Annotated in this window: 20 protein-coding genes, 1 tRNA gene and 1 pseudogene; 3 read left to right on the top strand and 19 right to left on the bottom strand. The window is 54.5% G+C overall.

Going from position 1 to position 19,421, the window contains the following annotated elements; genetic code table 11:
* From DW089_RS11625 to DW089_RS06890, 3 genes and pseudogenes are all read left to right on the top strand, one after another.
* A pseudogene (locus DW089_RS11625) lies at positions 1 to 223 on the top strand (IS200/IS605 family accessory protein TnpB-related protein); the annotation flags it as partial.
* Positions 224 to 434: 211 nt separating this feature from the next.
* On the top strand, positions 435 to 860 hold the full coding sequence (locus DW089_RS06885; protein ID WP_158572336.1) for a hypothetical protein: 426 nt from the start codon (positions 435 to 437) through the stop codon (positions 858 to 860).
* Positions 861 to 961: 101 nt separating this feature from the next.
* Positions 962 to 1,225, top strand: coding sequence for a hypothetical protein (locus DW089_RS06890; RefSeq protein WP_147351156.1), 264 nt, complete (start codon positions 962 to 964; stop codon positions 1,223 to 1,225).
* Between the two features lie 88 nt (positions 1,226 to 1,313).
* Here the strand turns inward: DW089_RS06890 and DW089_RS06895 are convergent, their stop codons facing one another.
* From DW089_RS06895 to plsY, 19 genes are all read right to left on the bottom strand, one after another.
* Entirely contained in the window at positions 1,314 to 2,510 is a 1,197-nt protein-coding gene (locus tag DW089_RS06895) for a hypothetical protein (protein WP_105325433.1), read from the bottom strand.
* A gap of 98 nt (positions 2,511 to 2,608) precedes the next feature.
* Positions 2,609 to 3,094 (bottom strand): hypothetical protein, encoded by a 486-nt coding sequence (locus tag DW089_RS06900; protein WP_105325432.1) that lies wholly within the window; start codon positions 3,092 to 3,094, stop codon positions 2,609 to 2,611.
* 201 nt (positions 3,095 to 3,295) lie between these two features.
* Positions 3,296 to 4,456: a hypothetical protein gene (locus tag DW089_RS06905; RefSeq protein ID WP_105325431.1), complete on the bottom strand. Its 1,161-nt coding sequence runs from the start codon at positions 4,454 to 4,456 to the stop codon at positions 3,296 to 3,298.
* An 18-nt stretch (positions 4,457 to 4,474) separates the two neighbouring features.
* Positions 4,475 to 5,863, bottom strand: coding sequence for an NADPH-dependent glutamate synthase (gltA, locus tag DW089_RS06910; protein WP_118286988.1), 1,389 nt, complete (start codon positions 5,861 to 5,863; stop codon positions 4,475 to 4,477).
* Positions 5,860 to 6,702: a sulfide/dihydroorotate dehydrogenase-like FAD/NAD-binding protein gene (locus DW089_RS06915; protein WP_105325430.1), complete on the bottom strand. Its 843-nt coding sequence runs from the start codon at positions 6,700 to 6,702 to the stop codon at positions 5,860 to 5,862. Before DW089_RS06915 ends, gltA begins: the two co-directional genes overlap by 4 nt.
* Before the next feature lie 16 nt (positions 6,703 to 6,718).
* A complete protein-coding gene (locus tag DW089_RS06920) occupies positions 6,719 to 7,999 on the bottom strand; it encodes an amidohydrolase (RefSeq protein ID WP_118286981.1) in 1,281 nt (426 codons plus the stop codon).
* Between the two features lie 14 nt (positions 8,000 to 8,013).
* Positions 8,014 to 8,823, bottom strand: a complete 810-nt coding sequence (locus DW089_RS06925; protein WP_105325428.1) for an S-methyl-5'-thioinosine phosphorylase — start codon at positions 8,821 to 8,823, stop codon at positions 8,014 to 8,016.
* A gap of 5 nt (positions 8,824 to 8,828) precedes the next feature.
* Positions 8,829 to 9,503: an HAD hydrolase-like protein gene (locus DW089_RS06930; RefSeq protein ID WP_105325427.1), complete on the bottom strand. Its 675-nt coding sequence runs from the start codon at positions 9,501 to 9,503 to the stop codon at positions 8,829 to 8,831.
* A gap of 135 nt (positions 9,504 to 9,638) precedes the next feature.
* Entirely contained in the window at positions 9,639 to 10,931 is a 1,293-nt protein-coding gene (locus tag DW089_RS06935; RefSeq protein WP_105325533.1) for a glycosyltransferase family 2 protein, read from the bottom strand.
* 22 nt (positions 10,932 to 10,953) lie between these two features.
* Entirely contained in the window at positions 10,954 to 11,640 is a 687-nt protein-coding gene (gene pssA, locus DW089_RS06940) for a CDP-diacylglycerol--serine O-phosphatidyltransferase (RefSeq protein ID WP_105325426.1), read from the bottom strand.
* On the bottom strand, positions 11,637 to 12,278 hold the full coding sequence (locus DW089_RS06945) for a phosphatidylserine decarboxylase (protein WP_105325425.1): 642 nt from the start codon (positions 12,276 to 12,278) through the stop codon (positions 11,637 to 11,639). The genes pssA and DW089_RS06945 overlap by 4 nt, the downstream gene beginning before the upstream one ends.
* A gap of 66 nt (positions 12,279 to 12,344) precedes the next feature.
* The gene (locus tag DW089_RS06950; protein WP_105325424.1) at positions 12,345 to 13,103 is read right to left on the bottom strand and encodes a WecB/TagA/CpsF family glycosyltransferase; all 759 of its coding nucleotides are present in this window, start codon (positions 13,101 to 13,103) and stop codon (positions 12,345 to 12,347) included.
* A 19-nt stretch (positions 13,104 to 13,122) separates the two neighbouring features.
* Positions 13,123 to 14,733, bottom strand: coding sequence for a peptide chain release factor 3 (locus DW089_RS06955; protein WP_158572337.1), 1,611 nt, complete (start codon positions 14,731 to 14,733; stop codon positions 13,123 to 13,125).
* A 133-nt stretch (positions 14,734 to 14,866) separates the two neighbouring features.
* Positions 14,867 to 14,943, bottom strand: a tRNA-Pro gene (locus tag DW089_RS06960).
* 60 nt (positions 14,944 to 15,003) lie between these two features.
* Positions 15,004 to 15,918: a homoserine kinase gene (gene thrB / locus DW089_RS06965; RefSeq protein WP_105325422.1), complete on the bottom strand. Its 915-nt coding sequence runs from the start codon at positions 15,916 to 15,918 to the stop codon at positions 15,004 to 15,006.
* A 20-nt stretch (positions 15,919 to 15,938) separates the two neighbouring features.
* A complete protein-coding gene (locus DW089_RS06970; protein WP_105325421.1) occupies positions 15,939 to 17,258 on the bottom strand; it encodes a homoserine dehydrogenase in 1,320 nt (439 codons plus the stop codon).
* Positions 17,259 to 17,274: 16 nt separating this feature from the next.
* The gene (locus DW089_RS06975; protein ID WP_105325420.1) at positions 17,275 to 17,727 is read right to left on the bottom strand and encodes an ACT domain-containing protein; all 453 of its coding nucleotides are present in this window, start codon (positions 17,725 to 17,727) and stop codon (positions 17,275 to 17,277) included.
* A gap of 72 nt (positions 17,728 to 17,799) precedes the next feature.
* A complete protein-coding gene (locus tag DW089_RS06980) occupies positions 17,800 to 18,792 on the bottom strand; it encodes an NAD(P)H-dependent glycerol-3-phosphate dehydrogenase (protein WP_105325419.1) in 993 nt (330 codons plus the stop codon).
* Positions 18,793 to 18,797: 5 nt separating this feature from the next.
* On the bottom strand, positions 18,798 to 19,421 hold the full coding sequence (plsY, locus tag DW089_RS06985) for a glycerol-3-phosphate 1-O-acyltransferase PlsY (RefSeq protein WP_105325418.1): 624 nt from the start codon (positions 19,419 to 19,421) through the stop codon (positions 18,798 to 18,800).

Here is a 19,421-nt window from a genome sequence, read left to right on the forward strand (position 1 = left end):
TCATGCCTTTGACTATTCGAGATATAAGGAAACTTTCGAAAATTGTTGTTTTAAACGAAATGTTAATTTGATTCAAGTCAATCCTGCTTATACAAGCAAGATTGCAAAGCAAAAATATTGTGACAGAAAGAAACTCATTATTCACCAAGGAGCAAGTTATGTTATTGCTCGTAGAGGTCAGGGCTTCGCAGATGAATATATAAGCAAAAAGAAGTCCTCATAAACAAAAACTTCCGTTAAGAAAGAACTGCTTCCAAGAGATTGCAGTCCTTGTACTTAACGGAAACTATAAAATAGACAACAACAGTTATATTTTGTTGTGCCACTTAGCAATAAGAGAAACAGAATTGAGCTGTTGGTAAATATGAGTGTGCCGTAACACTCGAAATCATTGGGAATTTGTCTTACCCTGTTTTGTATGATTTTATTTTACGGTGGGCGTCTCTGCTTCCTTTTATCGGGAAATCATGCTCCTGCGGCTCCAGGAAGCAGGCCTGGTGGAAAAAGCGGCTCAGGAGCTCTCCTACCATCTGTATCAGCGCACTGCCAAGGGCGAAGCCGAGCTGGCGGAAAATCCCTACGTGGCCTATATTTGTGACAGAAATACCATTACCCTTTGGGATATGAACAGGCTGCTGGCTGGCGCAAAGCCGGGAGATTCCTTTCAGGACCTGATTTGGCAGTACTATCAGCAAAAGGCCCGAGAGTGCTACGAACTGGGGCATATGGAGGAGTTTCTGGGCTGGCGGCAAACCATGCTGGACTTTCTCTTGCAGAAAAATGCTGGGGGGCTGCCTTTTATAACTGGTGCGCAGTTTTTGCCTACCAGTTTGCTCACCTGGCCTATCAGGACGACCTGACTCCCACTGCCAAGAACCTGGGAATCCATCTCAACCATTATTTGGACTACCTTTACGAGTATCCCCGGCGGCCCTCCGACAAAATGGTTGAACAGCTGCAAATGCTGCGAGACAGGCTGGGCTGGGAATCGGATCTGGAATTCTACGGACGGGCAATGCGGAATTTTCAGCGGATTGATTCCCTTTTCAGTCCGTACTCACCAGCAGACTATGCCGATTTGCTTTTGGCCCTGAGCAATGTTGACTACAAGTTCCTGCTGGACTTTGAAATGGGAATGGAAAAGCAGGTCAGGGCCCGGCTGAAAACCCTGCCTCAGGCAGCCCGGAAGCGGAGCCGGGTCACCCCCGGCATCCGCTGGTGGTAGGCAGTAAAGCAATAAATAAATAGCCCCCAGAGAGGCAGCTTGCCTTTCTGGGGGGTATTTCATGGTAGATCTATACGGGAGGGTGTTCTCACTCCATTTCGTCCCGCTGGGGCGTCCATTCGGGCAGTGGGTCCGGTCCCAGGGGATCCCGGGAGGTTTCCACAATTTCCAAAATGGTTTTTACTTCCGGCAGGGGCACGGGGGAATCCGCCGGATTGGCATAGAACACCTGGGTCACCCGGCCTTCCTGGTCCGTACCAGCTTCTGGGCCCGGTACCCGGACCACGTCTTCTGGATAGATATTGTCCGTATCGGAGCAGAAGTACGCCTTTTTGCCATCCGCTAGTTCTACCTGGCACAGGGCCACGTCCCCCTGCCGGGGAGCCCGGCGGCTGTAGGATTTTTCCTGGAACAGCACGGCGTAGATGGTCAGGGGGAACAGGGTCCGGGCTACGTCCATAAAGTAGGCCCAATCTTTGGCCAAATGGGGCGCATCGTAGATATTCCGGGTCCGGTGCTCCTTGCCGGCGGCGGTGGTTACCCGCAGGTCGTACAGGGTATAGGTTTCGGGTTTGGGGTCCTGGGGAAAGTCAAAATTATCCTTGATTTCCTGCCGCCAGGGCAGGATTTCCCGGAACACTTCGATTTCATCATTTTGGTGGGAAACGCTGAGCTTTTCCCCGTGGTCCCCTTTCAGGGTGACCTTGGCCTTATTTTTCACCAAATCCACCACAAACTTTTCCTTACTGCCTTCAGAGTTGTCCGTACCGGGCTTCAGGCGGATTTCCATATACAGGGCGTCTGCCGCATTGCCGTCCAGCAGCGACAGGTCTTCCCGCTTGCAGGCCATGCGGATCAGGGTGGACAGGCCTGGCAGCCGGCCCGGTTCTTCTTCCAGCAGATGGGCAGCCTCCACGGTTTTGCCTCCTTCGTAGTACAGGATAACCTGCCAGAAGGGCTGGTCCTCTGCCTCCGGGTTCAGCGGATCCCGTTCCTCGGTAATGGCAGCCAGCCGGTAATAGGCCACAACCTTCTGGGCCCGTTCCATTATCCGGCGGGCCAGTTCCTCATGGGTCTCGAAGGCAAAGGGTTCCCCTTTGCGCTTGCCGGTGACCACTTCTCCCGGCCGCCACCAGATGGCTCCCATGCCCTTGCCCTGGCTGGTTACGGTAACTTCCTGGTAGATAATATCCCGGTTGTCCTTGTTATCGTCCGGGCGGGTGATGACCACCACTTTTTGGGGCAATTTCCCCAAGAATGCATCCATTTCTGTATCTCTTGCCATACACTAACGCCTCCGTTCTTTAGTTTCCGCCCAGTTTCCCTAGGGACCGGCGGCTTATTGCTGCTAAAGACTGGGCCCGGTTTCCCAGGCACCAGTTTTTATCCCTTGGCTTCACCGGCCTCCGGGTACTGGGGATAATCCGGGCTGAACCAACGGCCGTATACCTTGTGAAAGACCAGGTTTCCGGCAATATAGTCCTTGTCCAGGTAGGCAGCGGGTATCAGCCGGGGCTGGACTACCTTCCGGGTTTCGGTTTTACCCGTGAGCCGGTCCTGGATAATCAGGGTCAGGGGCTCGGAATATAGCTCCCCTTTATCCGCATTATAGTAATAGTAACCAAGGGTTTCCACCACCTGATGCTTTTCGTAGTTCCGATAGAAGGTCCGAGCCTTGATTTGGTAATAGGGGGCTTCTTCCCGCACCACCTTTACCGAGTCCAAATCCACCCAGGTCTGCTCCCTTAGGGAAGAAGCCACGCTGACGCAGCGTTTGGGGTTAAAGTCAACTCCCTGGGCCTCTGCCTGGGTAAAGCAGGGAGCCAGAAGGCAGGCCGCCGCCACCAGGATTGCGCCAAATTTCTTCATACTGACCACTTCTTTCTGTATACATAGGCACCAGCGGTGCACCTGTTATTATTCACACTAATTCGATAATATTATACCCACAACTTTGGTCAAAAATCCAGGAGAAGCGCTCCGCCCTTAGAGAAGGGCCAGAAGCTGATACTTTTGAAACAGAAAACGGAAAGCCCCGTTTAGGAACTTTCCGTTTTTACATATCCAATTTTACTGCTGGGGTGCGCGGTTTTGGGCGTCCGGCAGAAGGGTAAAGGACTCAATGGATTGTTTAAAGGCATTGAGCTTCAAATCATAGTTGATGGTATCATCGGTTTCGTAGCGGATCTGGAACCCGGAGCCCTGGCGATTCATCAGATAGGTATTGATGATGAACACCTTTTTCAGGTCTTCGTTGTCGGTGGATTCCGCCAGACTGCCGTTGAGGGTCCCCACGGTAATGGGTTCGTGGCGCAGGATGGTCACGTTGGGGGTATACCGAGTCACCTTGTCCAGGAAATTGCTTTCGGCCTGCTTCAGGTTGGCCGGTGTAGCAGTGCCCAGTTCTGCAAAGGACGGGTCGCTGAAGCGGCGGATCATCAGGTCATCGGTATGGACGGAGCTCAGGGAACGGCCAAACAGGATATTGTCCGCCCGCAGGGTGTACATCCGCCAGCCGCTGGGGATTTCCATTTCAAAACCCATGGAAGGCACCGTCAGCAGGTTGATATCCGTGTAGCGAACCTTGGCCAGGGACAAATCCTTGGTCAGGGCTTTCAGGGCCTCCCTGGCTGCCGCTTCCTGGTCCTGGGGCGCACTGACATTCACCACCAGGGCAATGTTCTTCTGGGGCTGGTAAACCTTGCCCACAGTAAAGGGCCGCCGGGTTTTCAGGGAATCCTTGGGAATGGCTTCGTAGGTAAAGGTGTCCCGGTCGTAGCCGGACTTTTCGTCCTCCCGGGCCCGCATCAGTTCCGGGTTGTTCACCCGGCGCAGCACAGCCCGCAGCCGGTCGGCGGCAGCGCTTTGGCCGGTACTGCCCTTTACGCCGTCTTCCACAATGGTGGAATCCTGCATATCCTGGACCTTCCCGATAAAGCTGGTAAATTCCTTCTGCTGTTCCGAGGAATACTGGCGCATGGGCACAGAAACAAAGTTAGGCAGGGTGTACAAATCGGCGGAAACCAGGAAGGTCTTCCCCACCGTAAACCGGATGCCGGTGGTGGTATGGTAGATTTCCTGGCTGCCCGGGGGCACCGTCAAGGTGTATCCGCCGCTGGCCGGCTTGAATACCTGGTCCTTTTTCTCCGCCGCCTGGGCAGAAGAACCCAGACCCGTACTGCTCAGCAAAAACAAGGAAGCAGCGGCCAGTAGCAGCTGTAATTTTTTCATAGGGACCTTCTTTTCTCTTTATTTTTTGGCTTTTTCTTTGATATACTTGTCGATTTCCACGGCAGCCTTCTTCCCTGCACCCATGGCAGAGATAACGGTGGCAGCACCGGTAACGATGTCGCCGCCAGCAAAAACGCCGGGAATGGAGGTTTCTTCGTTTTCATCCACGGTAATCAGGCCCTTTTTGTTGGTAACCAGATCCGGGGTGGTGTGCTTGAGCAGCGGGTTGGGCCCCTGGCCGATGGCCATTACCACCATATCCACGTCAAACACATGGTTGGAGCCGGGGATTTCTACAGGAGAACGGCGGCCGGAAGCATCCGGTTCGCCCAGCTGGGTGCGGATGCATTCGATGCCTTTGACCCAACCCTTGTCATCGCCCACAATCCGGCAGGGATTGTTCAGCATATGGAGCTGAATCCCCTCAGCCTTGGCGTGTTCGATTTCTTCTTTTCTGGCGGGCATTTCCGCTTCGCTGCGGCGGTAGACCACGTAGACATTTTCTGCGCCCAGGCGCTTGGCCGTACGGGCAGCATCCATGGCCACGTTGCCGGCCCCTACTACGGCTACGTTCTTGCCTACATATACGGGAGTGGCCTTCTTGGGGAACTGCCAGGCTCCCATCAGGTTCACCCGGGTGAGGAATTCGTTGGCAGCGTACACCCCGTTCAGGGCTTCGCCGGGAATATGCATAAAGTGGGGCAGCCCAGCGCCGGTACCTACGTACACAGCCTGGAAGCCTTCCTCATTCAGCAGCTCGTGGAGGGTAAAGGTACGGCCGATAACCACGTCGGTCATGATATTGACCCCCAGGTCCTTCAGGGCCTGAACCTCGTGCTGGACAATGTCCTTGGGCAGCCGGAATTCCGGAATCCCGTACATCAGCACGCCGCCCACCTTGTGGAGGGCTTCAAACAGGGTTACATCGTAGCCCAGCTTGGCCAGGTCTCCAGCAGCAGTCAGGCAGGACGGGCCGCCGCCTACCACAGCCACCTTGATGCCGTTTTTGGGGGCAAGGCCTTCGGTAATCTGGTCGGTGCCCTCTTCCCGGGCCCGGTCAGCCACGTACCGTTCCAGCCGGCCAATGGCCACCGGTTCTCCCTTGATGCCCAAGATGCAGACTTTTTCGCACTGGTTTTCCTGGGGGCAGACCCGGCCGCACACTGCGGGCAGGGCGTTTTTGCCCTTCAGAATCCGAATGGAGCCGGCAAAGTCCTTTTCCGTAATGGCATGGATGAATTGGGGAATGTCCACATTCACGGGGCAGCCCTGTACGCAGCGCGGGTTCTTGCAGTTCAGGCAGCGCTGGGCTTCGTCCACAGCCACTTCTTCCGAGTAGCCCAGGGCTACTTGCTTAAAGTTTTTGTTCCGCACGTCCGCCGGTTGTTCCGGCATAGGATTTCTCATTCCGCCACGCATTTGCAATGCCCCCCACAACTATATTCTTCCGCTTCCTGATCCTTGTACATCTTGGAACGGGTCATCAGGTTGTCAAAATCCACCTGATGGGCGTCGAATTCGGGACCATCGCAGCAGGTAAACTTGCTTTCATCCCCTACCTTCACCCGGCAGCCGCCGCACATACCGGTGCCGTCCACCATCAGGCAGCTCAGGCTGGCAGTGGTCTTCACGTGGAAAGGCAGGGTGGTCTTGGCCACGTTCTTCATCATGATGATGGGTCCAATGGCTACCACCAGGTCCACTTTGGTGCCGGCTTCCAGCATTTTTCGCAGCGGATCGGTAACAAAGCCCTTGATGCCGTCAGAACCATCGTCGGTGGTGATGATTACTTCATCGCTGATTTTTTCCATCCGGTCCCGCCACAGGATCAGGTCCTTGCTGCGGCCGCCGATAATGGTAATCACCTTGTTGCCCAGTTCGTGATAGGCCCGGGCAATGGGATGGACGGGGGCTACGCCGATACCGCCGCAGACCATGACCACGGTGCCGAATTTGCCCATTTCAGAGGGCTGGCCCAAGGGTCCCAGTACGTGCTGGAATTCGTCCCCTACCTCAAAGTCGTGGGTCAGATGGGTGGTGGTGGCGCCTACGGCCTGGACCATCAGGGTAATGGTGCCCCGCTCCCGGTCGAAATCGCCAATGGTGAGAGGAATCCGTTCGCTGTCTTCATCCACCAGGACCATAACAAACTGGCCCGGCTGGCATTTATGGGCAATGAGCGGTGCTTCAATTTCAAATTCCCACACTGCAGGCGCAAGCTGCAGCTTCTTCAGTACTTTTGCCACAATGAATCACTCCCCTTTAATTTTTGGGCAAAACATATTCAATGCACCGGTTGACCTCAAAAATGACCTTTTCCAAATCAATGGTGGTCAGTTCCTTGTTCTGGAGCAGGACGCGGCCATCTACCAAAACGGTGTCCACATCCTGGGCAGAAGCAGCATACACCAGGAGAGAAACCCGGTCATGCCGGGGGTACCAATGCGGTGAATCCATATTATAGAGCACGATATCGGCCCGCTGGCCTACGGCAAGCTGTCCCAGGTCATCGTAGCCCACGGCTTTGGCGCCCTGGACCGTACCCATAGCAAGAGCCTGGGCCGCAGGGACGGCTTTGGGATTGCCGGACTCGGTCTTGGCCAAAAGCGCTGCCAGCCGGACTTCTTCCAGCATATCCAGGTTGTTGTTGCTGGAAGCCCCATCGGTGCCCAGGCCTACGGTAAGGCCCTTTTCCAGCATACTGGCCACAGGGGCAATGCCGCTGGCCAGTTTCAGGTTGCTTTGAGGATTGTGGGCCACCCGGACGTGGTGCTTGGCCATAATGGCCTGGTCTTCTTCTGTCACATGGACGCAGTGAGCGGCCAGGGTCCCCAGTTCAAACATGCCCAGGTCTTCCATCAGGGCAATGGGGGTCTTGCCGTACTGCTTCAGGCAGTCGTCCACTTCTCCCTGGGTTTCGGACAGATGCATATGGATTTCTGCACCCAGGCTGCCGGCCCGTTCCACCACAGATTTGATGAAATCCGGGCTGCAGGTATAGGGGGCGTGGGGGCCAAACATTACCCGAATCCGGTCATCGCAGGCGCCGTGCCACTTTTTGTACAGCTCCGTGTTTTCGTCCAGCCGGGATTTACCGTCCGCCACAGAGGCGCCGGTAAGTCCCCGGGATAACACCGCGCGGATGCCGCAGTCCCGGGCTGCCTGGGCCGTTTCGTCCATGAAGAAATACATATCCGCAAAGCAGGTGGTGCCCGTGCGGATCATTTCCGCCATGCCCAGGAGACTGCCCCAGTACACTGCCCGGCCATCCAGGTTGTTTTCCATAGGCCAGATTTTGTTCTGGAGCCAGTCCATCAGCACCATGTCGTCCGCATAGCTGCGGAACAGCGTCATGGCCGTATGGGTGTGGGCGTTGACCCAGCCCGGTACCGCCAGGTGGTTCCGTCCATCAATGGTCTGGGTGCCCGTAATGGCATCCGGCCCGATATAGGCGATACGCCGATCTTTAATGCCAATATAGCAGGGTTTGCCGCTGCCGGCGGCAGCCAGTTCCACATTGGCCAAAACCACATCATAGTTCATAGGTAATCTCCTTTTTATTGAAAGTCTTCACAGTGGAAGCCGCCGTATTCCTTTAGGGCCTCGCGGCAGCTGCAGCTGTGCAGGGGTGTTTCCGTATCCTTAATATAGGCTTCCATCACCGCAAGAATCTGTCTGCCCTGGAGTTCCATGGCAGCGGTTACTTCCTCGTGGGACAAAGCCCTTTGGGCAAAACCGGAACCCATATTGGTAACCACGGACACGTTGGCGTAGCAGATTTCGGCTTCCCGGGCCAGGACCGCTTCCGGCATATTGGTCATGCCGCACACGTCCCCGCCCAGACAGGCGAACATTTTGTTCTCCGCCGCCGTTTCGTAGCGGGGGCCTTCGGTAACCACGTAGGTACCCTGCTTGCAGTGGCGCAGCCCCAGCTGCATAAGAGCATGGATGACCCGCTCCCGAACCACCGGACAGTAGGGGTAAGCAAAATCCACATGGGCCACCTTGCCACCCTCCCCGTTAAAGAAGGTGTTCACCCGGTTTTTGGTGAAATCCAAAAGCTGGCTGCAAACCACGAAGGTGCCGGGCCGCAGGGCCACGTTGATGGAGCCTACTGCCGTAAAGGACAGGATTTCTGTGACTCCCAGCTGCTTTAGGGCGAAAATATTGGCCCGATAGTTGATCTTATGGGGAGGCAGGGAATGATTCGCTCCATGCCGGGCCATAAAATACACTTCGTGGCCGTTCAAGGTGGTCTTGAGGCAGTGGGCCTCACCAAAGGGGGTTTTCACGGTTACAGGTTCCAGGGTACCAAAACGGGAGGCATCTTCAACGCCGGTGCCTCCGATAATTCCGATTTTACGCAATCTTCTCACCTCTTCTGGTTCAATTCATCAATAATCGAAAGGAGATCCGAGACTTGCCCAATGACGTAATCCGGGTGGATTTTGCCGTCAAAAAAATCTTGTTTAAAAGACGACCAACCGACTTTTACCGTAGCCCGGCAGCCGGCAGCCCGTCCGCTTAACAGGTCGTAGGGGCTGTCCCCCACGCACAGGCATTCCTCCGGAGCAAGGCCCAAAAGGGCTGCGCCGCTGGCCATGGGTTCCGGGTCGGGCTTGTGGGCCTGACATTCCTGGGCCCCGATGATGCCTCCGTCAATGTAGGAGGAAAGCCCCAGGCAGTCCAAACCCCGCTGACAGGTGGCCTTGAACTTGCTGGTGACGATGGCCTGGGCAATGCCCTTTTCCTGAAGCTTTTGACAGCCTTCTGCCACCCCGGGAAAGGGCTCAATCATCTGGTCGTGCCATTTGATATTGTAGTGCCGGTAGTACTGGACCATTTCCTCAATCCGGTCCGGGTCCGTAATGCCCGTTACCACGGACAGGCCCTGGCGCAGAGGCAGGCCAAAGGTGTTGATGATGGCCTGCTGCTCCACAGGCTGGTCCAGGAAATGCTCCAGCGTCTTTTGGAAGGTGGCCAAAATTAACGGTGTAGTATTGGCCAAGGTTCCGTCAAAATCATATAAAATCCCTCGAATTGCCATAAGGTACTCCTTTGCGTTAGATATACCTTTTATTTTACCATATTTGCCAGGTAAAGTGAACACAAGTACCATTGCAGCGCCCCTCTGGCCCAAAAAGAAGAAGCTGTGCAGCGCTGCACAGCTTCAGGTTTTGTTTTAGTTTCTCTTTTTGGTGTGGATAATCTGCTTGGGTCCCACTTCTGCGCTTTCCGGCACCAGCACATCGTTAAAGCTGATGTTCCGGGTATGCAGGGTGTGGCTCCAGGCGTGTTCATGGCGATGGATAAAGCCGGCCATGGTAATGGGAATCCAGCTGTATACGAAAATCGGATAGAACAGGGTGTAGAACCAGGACTTGGGAGCCGCATGGATCTTAAAGAGGATAATGGCCGGAATCACATACTGGCCAATCCCGATTACCTGCCAGATTTCGTAGGGCAGCAGGGCATACAGCACGTTGGTGTAGAAAGGAACAAAGGAGTAGATGGTGCTGCAGATAACAAAGAACGCGGAGATCAGCAGGAAGTAAGGCTGAATCAGGTCGATGATGCCGTCCAGAATGACGATATCCCGGCGCTTGATACCTTCCTTCAGCAGCTTGGGGATATACCGCTCAGCCACATCGAAATGCCCCTGGGCCCAGCGTTTTCTCTGGTTCCAGGACTGCTTGAAGGTAACCACCTTTTCATCATACACAATGGCATCATGGCACCAGGTGGTGGGAATCCCTTCCAGCAGGGACTTCATGGTAAATTCCATATCTTCGGTAAGGCAGGTAGCCTGCCAACCGTATTTCTTCAAAATATCGGTGGAAATGCACATGCCCGTACCGCCAAAGACGGAGGACAGGCCGATATTGTATTTGGCCAAGTGCCAAACGTGGTTGATGATCCAGAAGGAAATGGCGAACACGCCGCTGACCCAGGTATCGTTGGGGTTCTTGGAGTCCAGGTAGCCCTGAATCAGCCGTTCCCCTTTGCAGTACCGGTTGTTGATTTCCATCAGGAAGTCCAGATGCACCAGGTTGTCCGCATCGAAAATCACCACGGCATCGTATTGCTTGGGCAGGGCAAACAGCTTCTGGAACATCCATTCCAGGGCAAAGCCCTTGCCTTGCTGCATTTCGTTGGTGTTGTGCCGTTCGTACACCAGGGCGCCCTCACGAGCTGCCACTTCCGCCGTATGGTCGCTGCAATTATCAGCTACCACGAAAATATCGTACATATCATTGGGATAACGCAGCATCTTCAGGTTATCCACCAGCTGGCCAACTACCTTTTCCTCGTTATGGGCAGCCACAACCACCGCAAAAGTGGTTTTGGGGGTCAGGATCTTCTTTTCCTTTTTCCGGGGCAGAATGCCGAACAGGGAAATGGTAAAGTAGTAAATCGTAAAGAAAACGATCAACACTTGCAGAGGAATCATAATAATATCAAAATAGCTGCTCATGATGAACACAGACTTCCTCCTCTTAATGGCCGGCTTGCTTGCCAGTCACCTTTACATACAGAGCATTAAATACACCGCACAGGGTGTAGGTGAACATGATGACAAAGGGCCAAGCTGACACATTGATGTACAGCAGATACGCACCAATCAGGAAGGAAACAAGCACGGGCCCTTTGAAAAGCGGGTTGCCCTTCCCCTTGAAATCAGGATACCGGACTTCACTGTACATGAGCACAGCAACGCCCAGGGTGCCGATGGCTACCAGCACCGGATTTACCTGGAAACCGGAGGCTACGAACGTGGCCACCACGCAGGCGCCGGCCGGAGCAGGCATCCCTTGGAAATAACCGTGGATGGCGGATACGTTCACGTTAAAACGTGCCAGCCGCAGGGCTGCCCCGAAGGCAACCATGGCGGAAATAATCTGTCCAGCCAGACCCAGCTGGTGCAGGGAATAACAATAAATCAAAACAGACGGTGCCATGCCAAAGGAGCAGACATCACACAGGGAATCCATTTCCACCCCAAAGGGGCCGCTGACGCCCAGTGCCCGGGCTGCCCGGCCATCACAGGAATCTGCCAGAATGGCCAAGATGATAAAGATTGCTGCTTTTGTGAATTCCTGGTCCATGGAAAGATAAATGGACAGAACTCCCAGCACCAGGCTAAGGCCACTGATGCTGTTTGGAACCATACGTCTATAATTCATTCTGCTTTCTGCCTCCCAATAATACTTAATCCGCCCTTGACCTTGTCACCTTTTTTTACCATGACTTCTACGGATCTGGGCATTACCAGTTCCGTGCAAGAGCCAAATTTGATCATCCCGTAGCATTCGCCCTGTTTCAGGGTACTGCCCAGGGAGGTCCAGGACACAATCCGGCGGGCCAGAATCCCGGCAATCTGGATTACCAGGACACGGTTCTTCCCGTTGTCCAGGCCAATGGCCATCCGTTCGTTGACAATGGGGGCCGAGTTCTTGTAGGCCGGTTCGTAACCGCCGCAGGTATAGCGCTGGTAGGTCACGGTGCCGTCCATGGGAGCCCGGTTGGTATGCACATTGAAGACAGAAAGAAATATCGTCACCTTGATTGCAGGTTCATTGAGAAATTCCTGATCGTAGAAACCCTCCACCCCCATAACGGTACCGTCCGCCGGGGAATACAGGATGCTGGGATCAATCCGGGTGGGACGATCGGGGTTGCGGAAAAAATATGTGAAATACGCGGTCAGGACCAGAGGCAGTACGGCAAAGTCCACCCCTACAAAATACCCAACCAGAAGAGTCGCCATGGCGCAAATGCCAATAAAGGGATACCCTTCTTTCACGATTGTAAATTTGGACACAACTTCACCTCCACCTATTTTGTTTATTATAATACAACATTCGAGCTTTGTCTAATGCTTGCCAGGTTATTTCTTTTTGTGAAGTACGCCATATTTTGTGCCCAAAACTTCCAGCACAAACTTGGGCAGGGCCAGCATCCGGCCAAAGCGGCTGGGCTGCTTGTACAGCCGAAACAGCCACTCCAGGGAGGCTTCCTGCATCCACTTGGGAGCCCGTTCCATCTTGCCGGCCAGCACGTCGAAACTGCCGCCCAGGCCCACCCGGACCGGGGGCTTCAGTTCGTCCCGATGGCTGTCCAGCCAGTACTCCTGCTTAGGCGCCCCCAGGGCTGCAAACAGGATTTGGGCCCCGCTGCGGTTGATTTCGTCAATAATGGCACCGGACTCTTCTTCCTTAAAGTAGCCGTTCCGGGTGCCCACAATCTTTACCCCGGGAGCAATTTCTTCGGCCTTGGCTTTGGCGGCCTCGGCAATGCCCGGTGCTGCCCCAAACAGGTAGATGGTCTCCCCTGTTTTCGCTGCCTGTTTCAGCAGCTGGACAAACAGGTCAAAGCCCGCCACCCGCTCAGGCACCGTATAGCCCAGGGTCCGGCCGGCCCAGACCGTGCCGGCGCCGTCCGCCAGCACCAGGTCGGTTTTCTGGAGCAGGTCCAGATACCGAGGATCCTGGAGGCCCATCATGATGATTTCCGCGTTGGCGGTCACCACCTGGGTCTTTTTATTATCCTTAATCCGCTGCAGCAGCCAGGCTACGGCTTCCTGCATGGAAAAGGGGCTCACGGGAACCCCCATGATATCCATTACGGGTTTCTTGCTTGTATCCATGTTCTGGTCCTCCCCAGGGTCAGATGGCTCTGGCTTCACTGGGCACGGTGGTAAAGTTGATGCCCGGGTTCCGTTCCAGGATCCAGTTCAGGTTCCATTCGTTGGAAACCAGGATAACCGGCCGGTCCAGCTTGTCGTACACCAGCATGCCGTTGTCCAGGCCCTTGATGTTCCGGATGTCGTCGGCATCGTCGGCGTAAACCCAGCGGGCTACGGTGTAGGGCAGCTGGTCCATCAGCAGTTTGGCGCCGTATTCGTTAAGCAGCCGGTATTCCAGTACTTCCAGCTGCAAAACGCCAACCACGCCCACCACAAAGCTTTCCATACCGATATTCTTTTGGCGGAATACCTGAATGGCGCCTTCCTGGGCCAGTTGGACAATGCCCTTTTCAAACTGTTTCCGCTTCATGGAGTCCTTGGGCTGCACCTTGGCGAAAATTTCCGGCGGGAAAATGGGGAAATCTTCAAACTGTACCTGATGCTTTTCATCGCACAGGGAATCCCCGATGGTGAAGATGCCCGGGTCAAAGACCCCAATGATATCACCAGGATAGGCTTTTTCTACGGTGGTCCGTTCCTGGGCCATGAACTGCTGGGGCTGGGACAGCTTTACGGGCTTGCCCCCCTGGACATGGTACACGGTCATGCCCTTTTCAAACACCCCGGAGCAGATGCGCATAAAGGAAATCCGGTCCCGGTGGGCCGGGTTCATATTGGCCTGAATCTTGAAGATAAAGGCGGAGAAGGTTTCGTCGGTAGGCTTTACCACGCCTCCGTCCTTCAGGTGGCGAGGCTGGGGCATGGGAGACAGTTCCAGGAACTTTTCCAAGAAGCTGCGCACGCCAAAGTTGGTCATGGCGGACCCGAAGAACATAGGGGTCAGTTCCCCTGCGTTCACCTTGTCCAGGTCAAATTCATCCCCGGCCAGATCCAGCAGCTCAATATCGTCCAGGAGATTCTGGTAATTGGTTTCCCCGATGGCTTCCCGGATAGCCGGGTCGTTCAGGTCACCGGTGGTGGATTTCAAAATCTTGGAGCCGTGACTGGAGTCGTTGTCAAACAGCTCCACCTGCTTCTTCAGCCGGTCGTACACGCCAATATAGTGGCCGTCCACGCCAATGGGCCAGTTGATGGGGAAAGCATTGATATGCAGCACTTTCTCGATTTCGTCCATCAAGTCCATGGGGGCCCGGCCGTAACGGTCCAATTTATTCACAAAGGTAAAGATAGGAAGTTTTCTCCGGTGGCAGACCCAGAACAGCTTCTTGGTCTGAGGTTCCACGCCTTTGGCAGCGTCGATCAGCATAACGGCGCTGTCGGCAGCAATCAGGGTACGGTAGGTATCTTCACTGAAGTCCTGGTGCCCAGGGGTATCCAGAATGTTTACCCGGTAGCCGTCGTAGTCGAACTGCAGCACACTGGAGGTAACGGAAATCCCTCTCTGTTTTTCGATTTCCATCCAGTCGGACACCGCATGGCGGTTGGCCTTTCTGGATTTTACGGAGCCGGCCAAATGGATGGCGCCCCCATATAGCAATAATTTCTCAGTCAGAGTCGTTTTACCGGCATCCGGATGAGAAATGATAGCAAACGTTCTTCTTTTCGCAATCTTATCCTGCAGATCAGACATGCAAGCTGAACCTCCGTTTCTTGGCGTCCTTTTGAAAAGGAGCCGCACATTCAATCTTATTATAGCATTTTTCGTCATTTTTGCATGAAAAAACGCCACAAAGATAACCTTTGTGGCGTCCAGTTCATTTAAATGGTCGGAGCGGCGAGATTCGAACTCACGACCTCTTCCACCCCAAGGAAGCGCGCTACCAAACTGCGCTACGCCCCGAACACAAGAGCTATTATACGGTGTTTTGAACCATTCGTCAAGCGTTTTTCCAAAACTTTTTTAAAAAATTTTTGCGCCCTCAAAATCCAGGTCCAAAAGGTGCACCGTGGTGTCAATCTTACGTTTCGTAAAGGGCTCACGCATGGCCCTGCCAATGGTCTCCAGATCTGCGTCAACTGGCGCATAAGCCATGAGCGTGGAGCCGGAACCAGAGATAACAGCCTGGTACGCTCCGGCCTCCTGAGCCCGTTTTAACGCCTCCTGGGCCCCTGGAATCAGAGGCAGCCGGTAAGGCGTATGAATCTTGTCCTGCAAGGCCGTAGAAAGGAATTCATAGCGGCCGGTGGCCAGGGCGCCAATCAGGAGGGCAGCCCGGCTGGTGGAGTACACAGAATCCCGCACGGAAATAGCCTTGGGCATGGCTGCCCGGGCTTTGGCCGTGGAAAGCTGCATATCCGGCACCAAGACCACCAGTTTCAGAGGTTTGGCCGGGGCCAGTTTCAAGCTCCGTACTTTTCCCTCCTCCATGACATTGATGGTCATGCCGCCCAAAATTGCAGGCGCCACATTGTCCGGATGGCCTTCAATAAGGGTAGCCTCCGTCACCAGGTCTGCCTGGCCAAGGGGAGACCCTGCCAAGGCGTTGGCGGCCATCAGGCCGGCTACCACAGCGGTGGAGCTGCTGCCCAGGCCCCGGGAAACCGGCACCTGGGTTTCCGAGGTGATTTTGATGCCCGTAGCCGGCTGACCCAATTTATCCCACAGGATATAAAAGGATTCCGCCGCCAGGTTGTTTTTCCCCTGGGGCAAAAGCCCTGCGTCCTGACCCAGGGCTTCAATCACGATTCCCTCCGGAATCATTTCGTAAGTAAAGGTATTGTACAAGGTGCAGGCCAGTCCCAGGCAGTCAAAGCCCGGTCCGCAGTTAGCGGAAGTGGCAGGGACCCGTACAGTGACCTTGCGTATTGCTGCCATTGTATCCAAGACCTTTCGGTTTAGTTTTGCTCTTTCAGCTGTTCGTTCAGGCTGTCGTCTTCTACCCGGATGATGTTACAGATCCGGGAGACCACACTCAGGTTGGACAGGGCTTTTTCAGCCTTGCGCAGGGCATATTCGGAGACCCCGTGGGTAATTACCACGATTTCTGCCAGGTTCCCCAGGGAGCGTTTTTGCACAACGGTCTTCAAGCTGACTTCGTTGTCACCGAAAGCGGTGGCAATGGCGGCCCAGACACCGGGCCGATCCTGCACCAGCATACGTACGTAGCTGGGAGAGTAGATGTCTTTGGGGCCCATAAAGGGTTTCTGCTCGTAGCAGGTGCACCCTACCCGGCCGGTGCAGCCGTGGAGAATATTCCGGGTGGATTCCAGGATATCCCCGCAGACAGCGCTGGCAGTAGGCATCCGGCCGGCTCCCTGGCCAAAGAACATGGTTTCGCCCACCGGTTCGCCTTTAACGAAGACGGCGTTAAACACATCATTAACGGTGGCCAAAGGATGGTTCTTCGGCAGCATGGTGGGATGTACCCGGACGCTGATGCCCTTGCCTTCTTTCTGCTTGGCAATACCCAAAAGCTTCACCACGTAGCCCAGCTCGTCGGCGTATTCGATATCCCGCAGGGATACCTTCTCAATGCCTTCCACGCTGACATCTTTCAGGGACACCCGGCTGTTGAAGCCGATGGAGGCCAGGATAGCCAGTTTCCGGGCAGCGTCCCAGCCGCCTACATCGGCGGTGGGGTCGGACTCGGCGTAGCCCTTATCCTGAGCTTCCTTCAGGACTTCTGCAAAGTCCATATGGTCCTCGGTCATTTTGGTCAGCATATAGTTGGTGGTGCCGTTGATGATGCCCATAATCTGGTCAATCCGGTTGGCCGCCAAAGATTCCTTCAGCGGACGGATAATGGGAATGCCTCCTGCTACCGCAGCCTCAAAAAGGAAATCCACGTGTTTTTCTGCCGCCAGGTCAAAGAGTTCCTTGCCGTGCTCGGCTACTACGTCCTTATTGGCTGTTACAACATTTTTCCCGGCCCTGAGGGCAGCCAGCATATAGTCCAGGGCAGGATGCTCCCGGCCAATCAGCTCTACCACAATGTCGATATCCGGATCCCCAATAATGTCTTCGATGTTGTCCGTGGTTTTCAAGGTGGGGTCCAGCGCGGTGACCTTTTCCGGGTGACGTGCCAGAACAGTCTTAATACGGACAGGAACCCCCACCCGTTCCGTAATCAGTGCGCAGTTGTTTTTCAAAACCAGGATGACGCCGCCGCCTACCGTGCCAGCGCCCAATAAGCCAATATTGATTTCCTTTTTCATCGCAAATCGATCCCCTTTAGTCCACCTGTCCCAATACGTCCAGGCGTTTTACTCCGTCAATGAGACGCAGTTTGTCCAGCAAAGCTTCCATGTCAATGGTCAGGTACTTGGTTTCTACAGAAATGGTGGTGTTGGCAACACCTTGCAGGGGAACCCCCTGGTTGATGGTGATGACGCTGCCCCCGTCGCCGGCAATGGTATTCAGTACGCTGGACAGTACCCCGGGCTTATGTTCCAGCAGCAGGGAAATGGTGATCACCTTTTCCTTGCTGGCATCGTAGAACGGGAACACGTAGTCCTTATACTTGTAGTAGGCGCTCCGGCTCAAGCCCACCTTGGCTACGGCTTCATTGACCGTCCTCATTTTGCCCCGTTTCAAGATTTCTTTGACCATAATGGTCTTTTTGATAGCTTCCGGCAGAATTTCTTCTCTTACCAGGTAAAATTCGGATTTTTTATCGTTGTTCATCGGCCTCTATCCTTTTCATAAGAATTTTTATCCTTCTTAGGTAGACATTATAACACAAGTCTTCTAAAAATACTACTCTTTCTTGGCAACCCGTTTCATTAAATCTGCAATGGCTATCTCCACGGACTTTTTGGCAAAAAGTACCTGGTACAGCTGCTCAATAATGGGCATTTCCACCCCATGGGCCAGGGCCAGCTGCCGCACCACCGGCGCCGCATTGATGCCTTCGATGACCATATGGGTTCCCTGGGTAATTTCTTCCAGGCTCTTGCCCTGGGCCAGGGCCACCCCTGCGGAACGGTTCCGGCTCAGGGGGCTGCTGCAGGTAGCCACCAGGTCCCCCACCCCGGCAAGGCCGGAGAAAGTAGCCCGTTTGGCGCCCATTTTCACCCCCAGGCGGGTGATTTCCGCCAGGCCACGAGTAATGAGTCCTGCCTGGCTGTTTTCCCCAAAGCCCAGGCCGGCCAGAATGCCGCTGACCAGGGCAATGCAGTTCTTGCTGCAGCCGCACAGCTCTACCCCGATAACGTCCCGGCTGGTGTAGGGCCGGAAATATCCATTGATAAAAATCTTCTGCAAAGCCTTGGCAATTTTCAAATCCTTGCAGGCAATGACGGAAGCAGCGGGCTGCCGCTTGGCAATTTCCTTGGCCAGGTTGGGGCCGCTGAGCGCTGCCACCGCTTTGGCCTGGGGGAACGTTTCTTCCAGAATATCCGTCATCAGCTTCCCTGTAGCCAGGTCAAACCCTTTGGTACAGGAAAGGAGAATCTGCTCCCGGCAGTCGGTAAAGGCCGCGGCCTGCTGGGCCACCGCAGCCATTCCTTTGGATGGAACGACAAAAACGAGCACAGAGGCTCGTTCGATGGTTTGCTGCAGGTCATGGGTTACCAAAATGGAAGGAGAAAGTTCCAAATCCGGAAGGTAATCTTGGTTTCTCCGAGTACGTTGGATCTGGTCAGCCTTTTGGGGATTCCGGGCCCAGAGGCAGACTTCGTGTCCGTTGTCTGCCAGAATCTGAGCCAGGACGGTTCCCCAGCTGCCAGCGCCAATAACAGCAATTTTCATAAAGCTTACTCCTTTGGCGTGTTGTTCTTCTTGGAAAAATGACCTTGTTTTATTTTGTTTTCGGTACCGTTGACCAAACGGACCATATTTTCGTAATGCCGGGCGATAATCACAGCCGCACAAAAAGCCGTGAAAACCACCAGCCGGTAGTCATAGCCCAGATAATAGGCTGCCAGAGGGGTGGCAAACGCCGCCGCAATGGAGCCCAGGGAAACGTAGCGGCTCACATACACAATAGCCAGCCACAGGGTCAGGGCAAACACAGAAACTTCCGGCATAAAGTACAGCAGGATGCCAAGGCCGGTAGCAACCCCTTTACCCCCCTTAAAATGAAGGAACAGGGAAAAGCTATGGCCAGCCAGGGCCGCAACGGCCGTGGCCAACAGCACCCCAAGATCACTGGAAACCAGATGGTTGGTCAGGCATAGGGCCAGTGCTCCCTTGCCCAAATCCCCCAAAAGCACGAAGGAAGCCATCCGAGCCCCCACCGTACGGAAAACGTTGGTGGCGCCAATGTTGTGGCTGCCATAGTCCCGGATATCAATCCCGCAGACGGCTTTCACCAGGACCAGGCCGCAGGGAATGGAGCCCAGCAGATAACCAATCAGAATACCAATTACATAATCCAT

Source organism: Acidaminococcus sp. AM05-11 (genome assembly GCF_003472805.1).
Classification (GTDB): domain Bacteria; phylum Bacillota; class Negativicutes; order Acidaminococcales; family Acidaminococcaceae; genus Acidaminococcus; species Acidaminococcus hominis.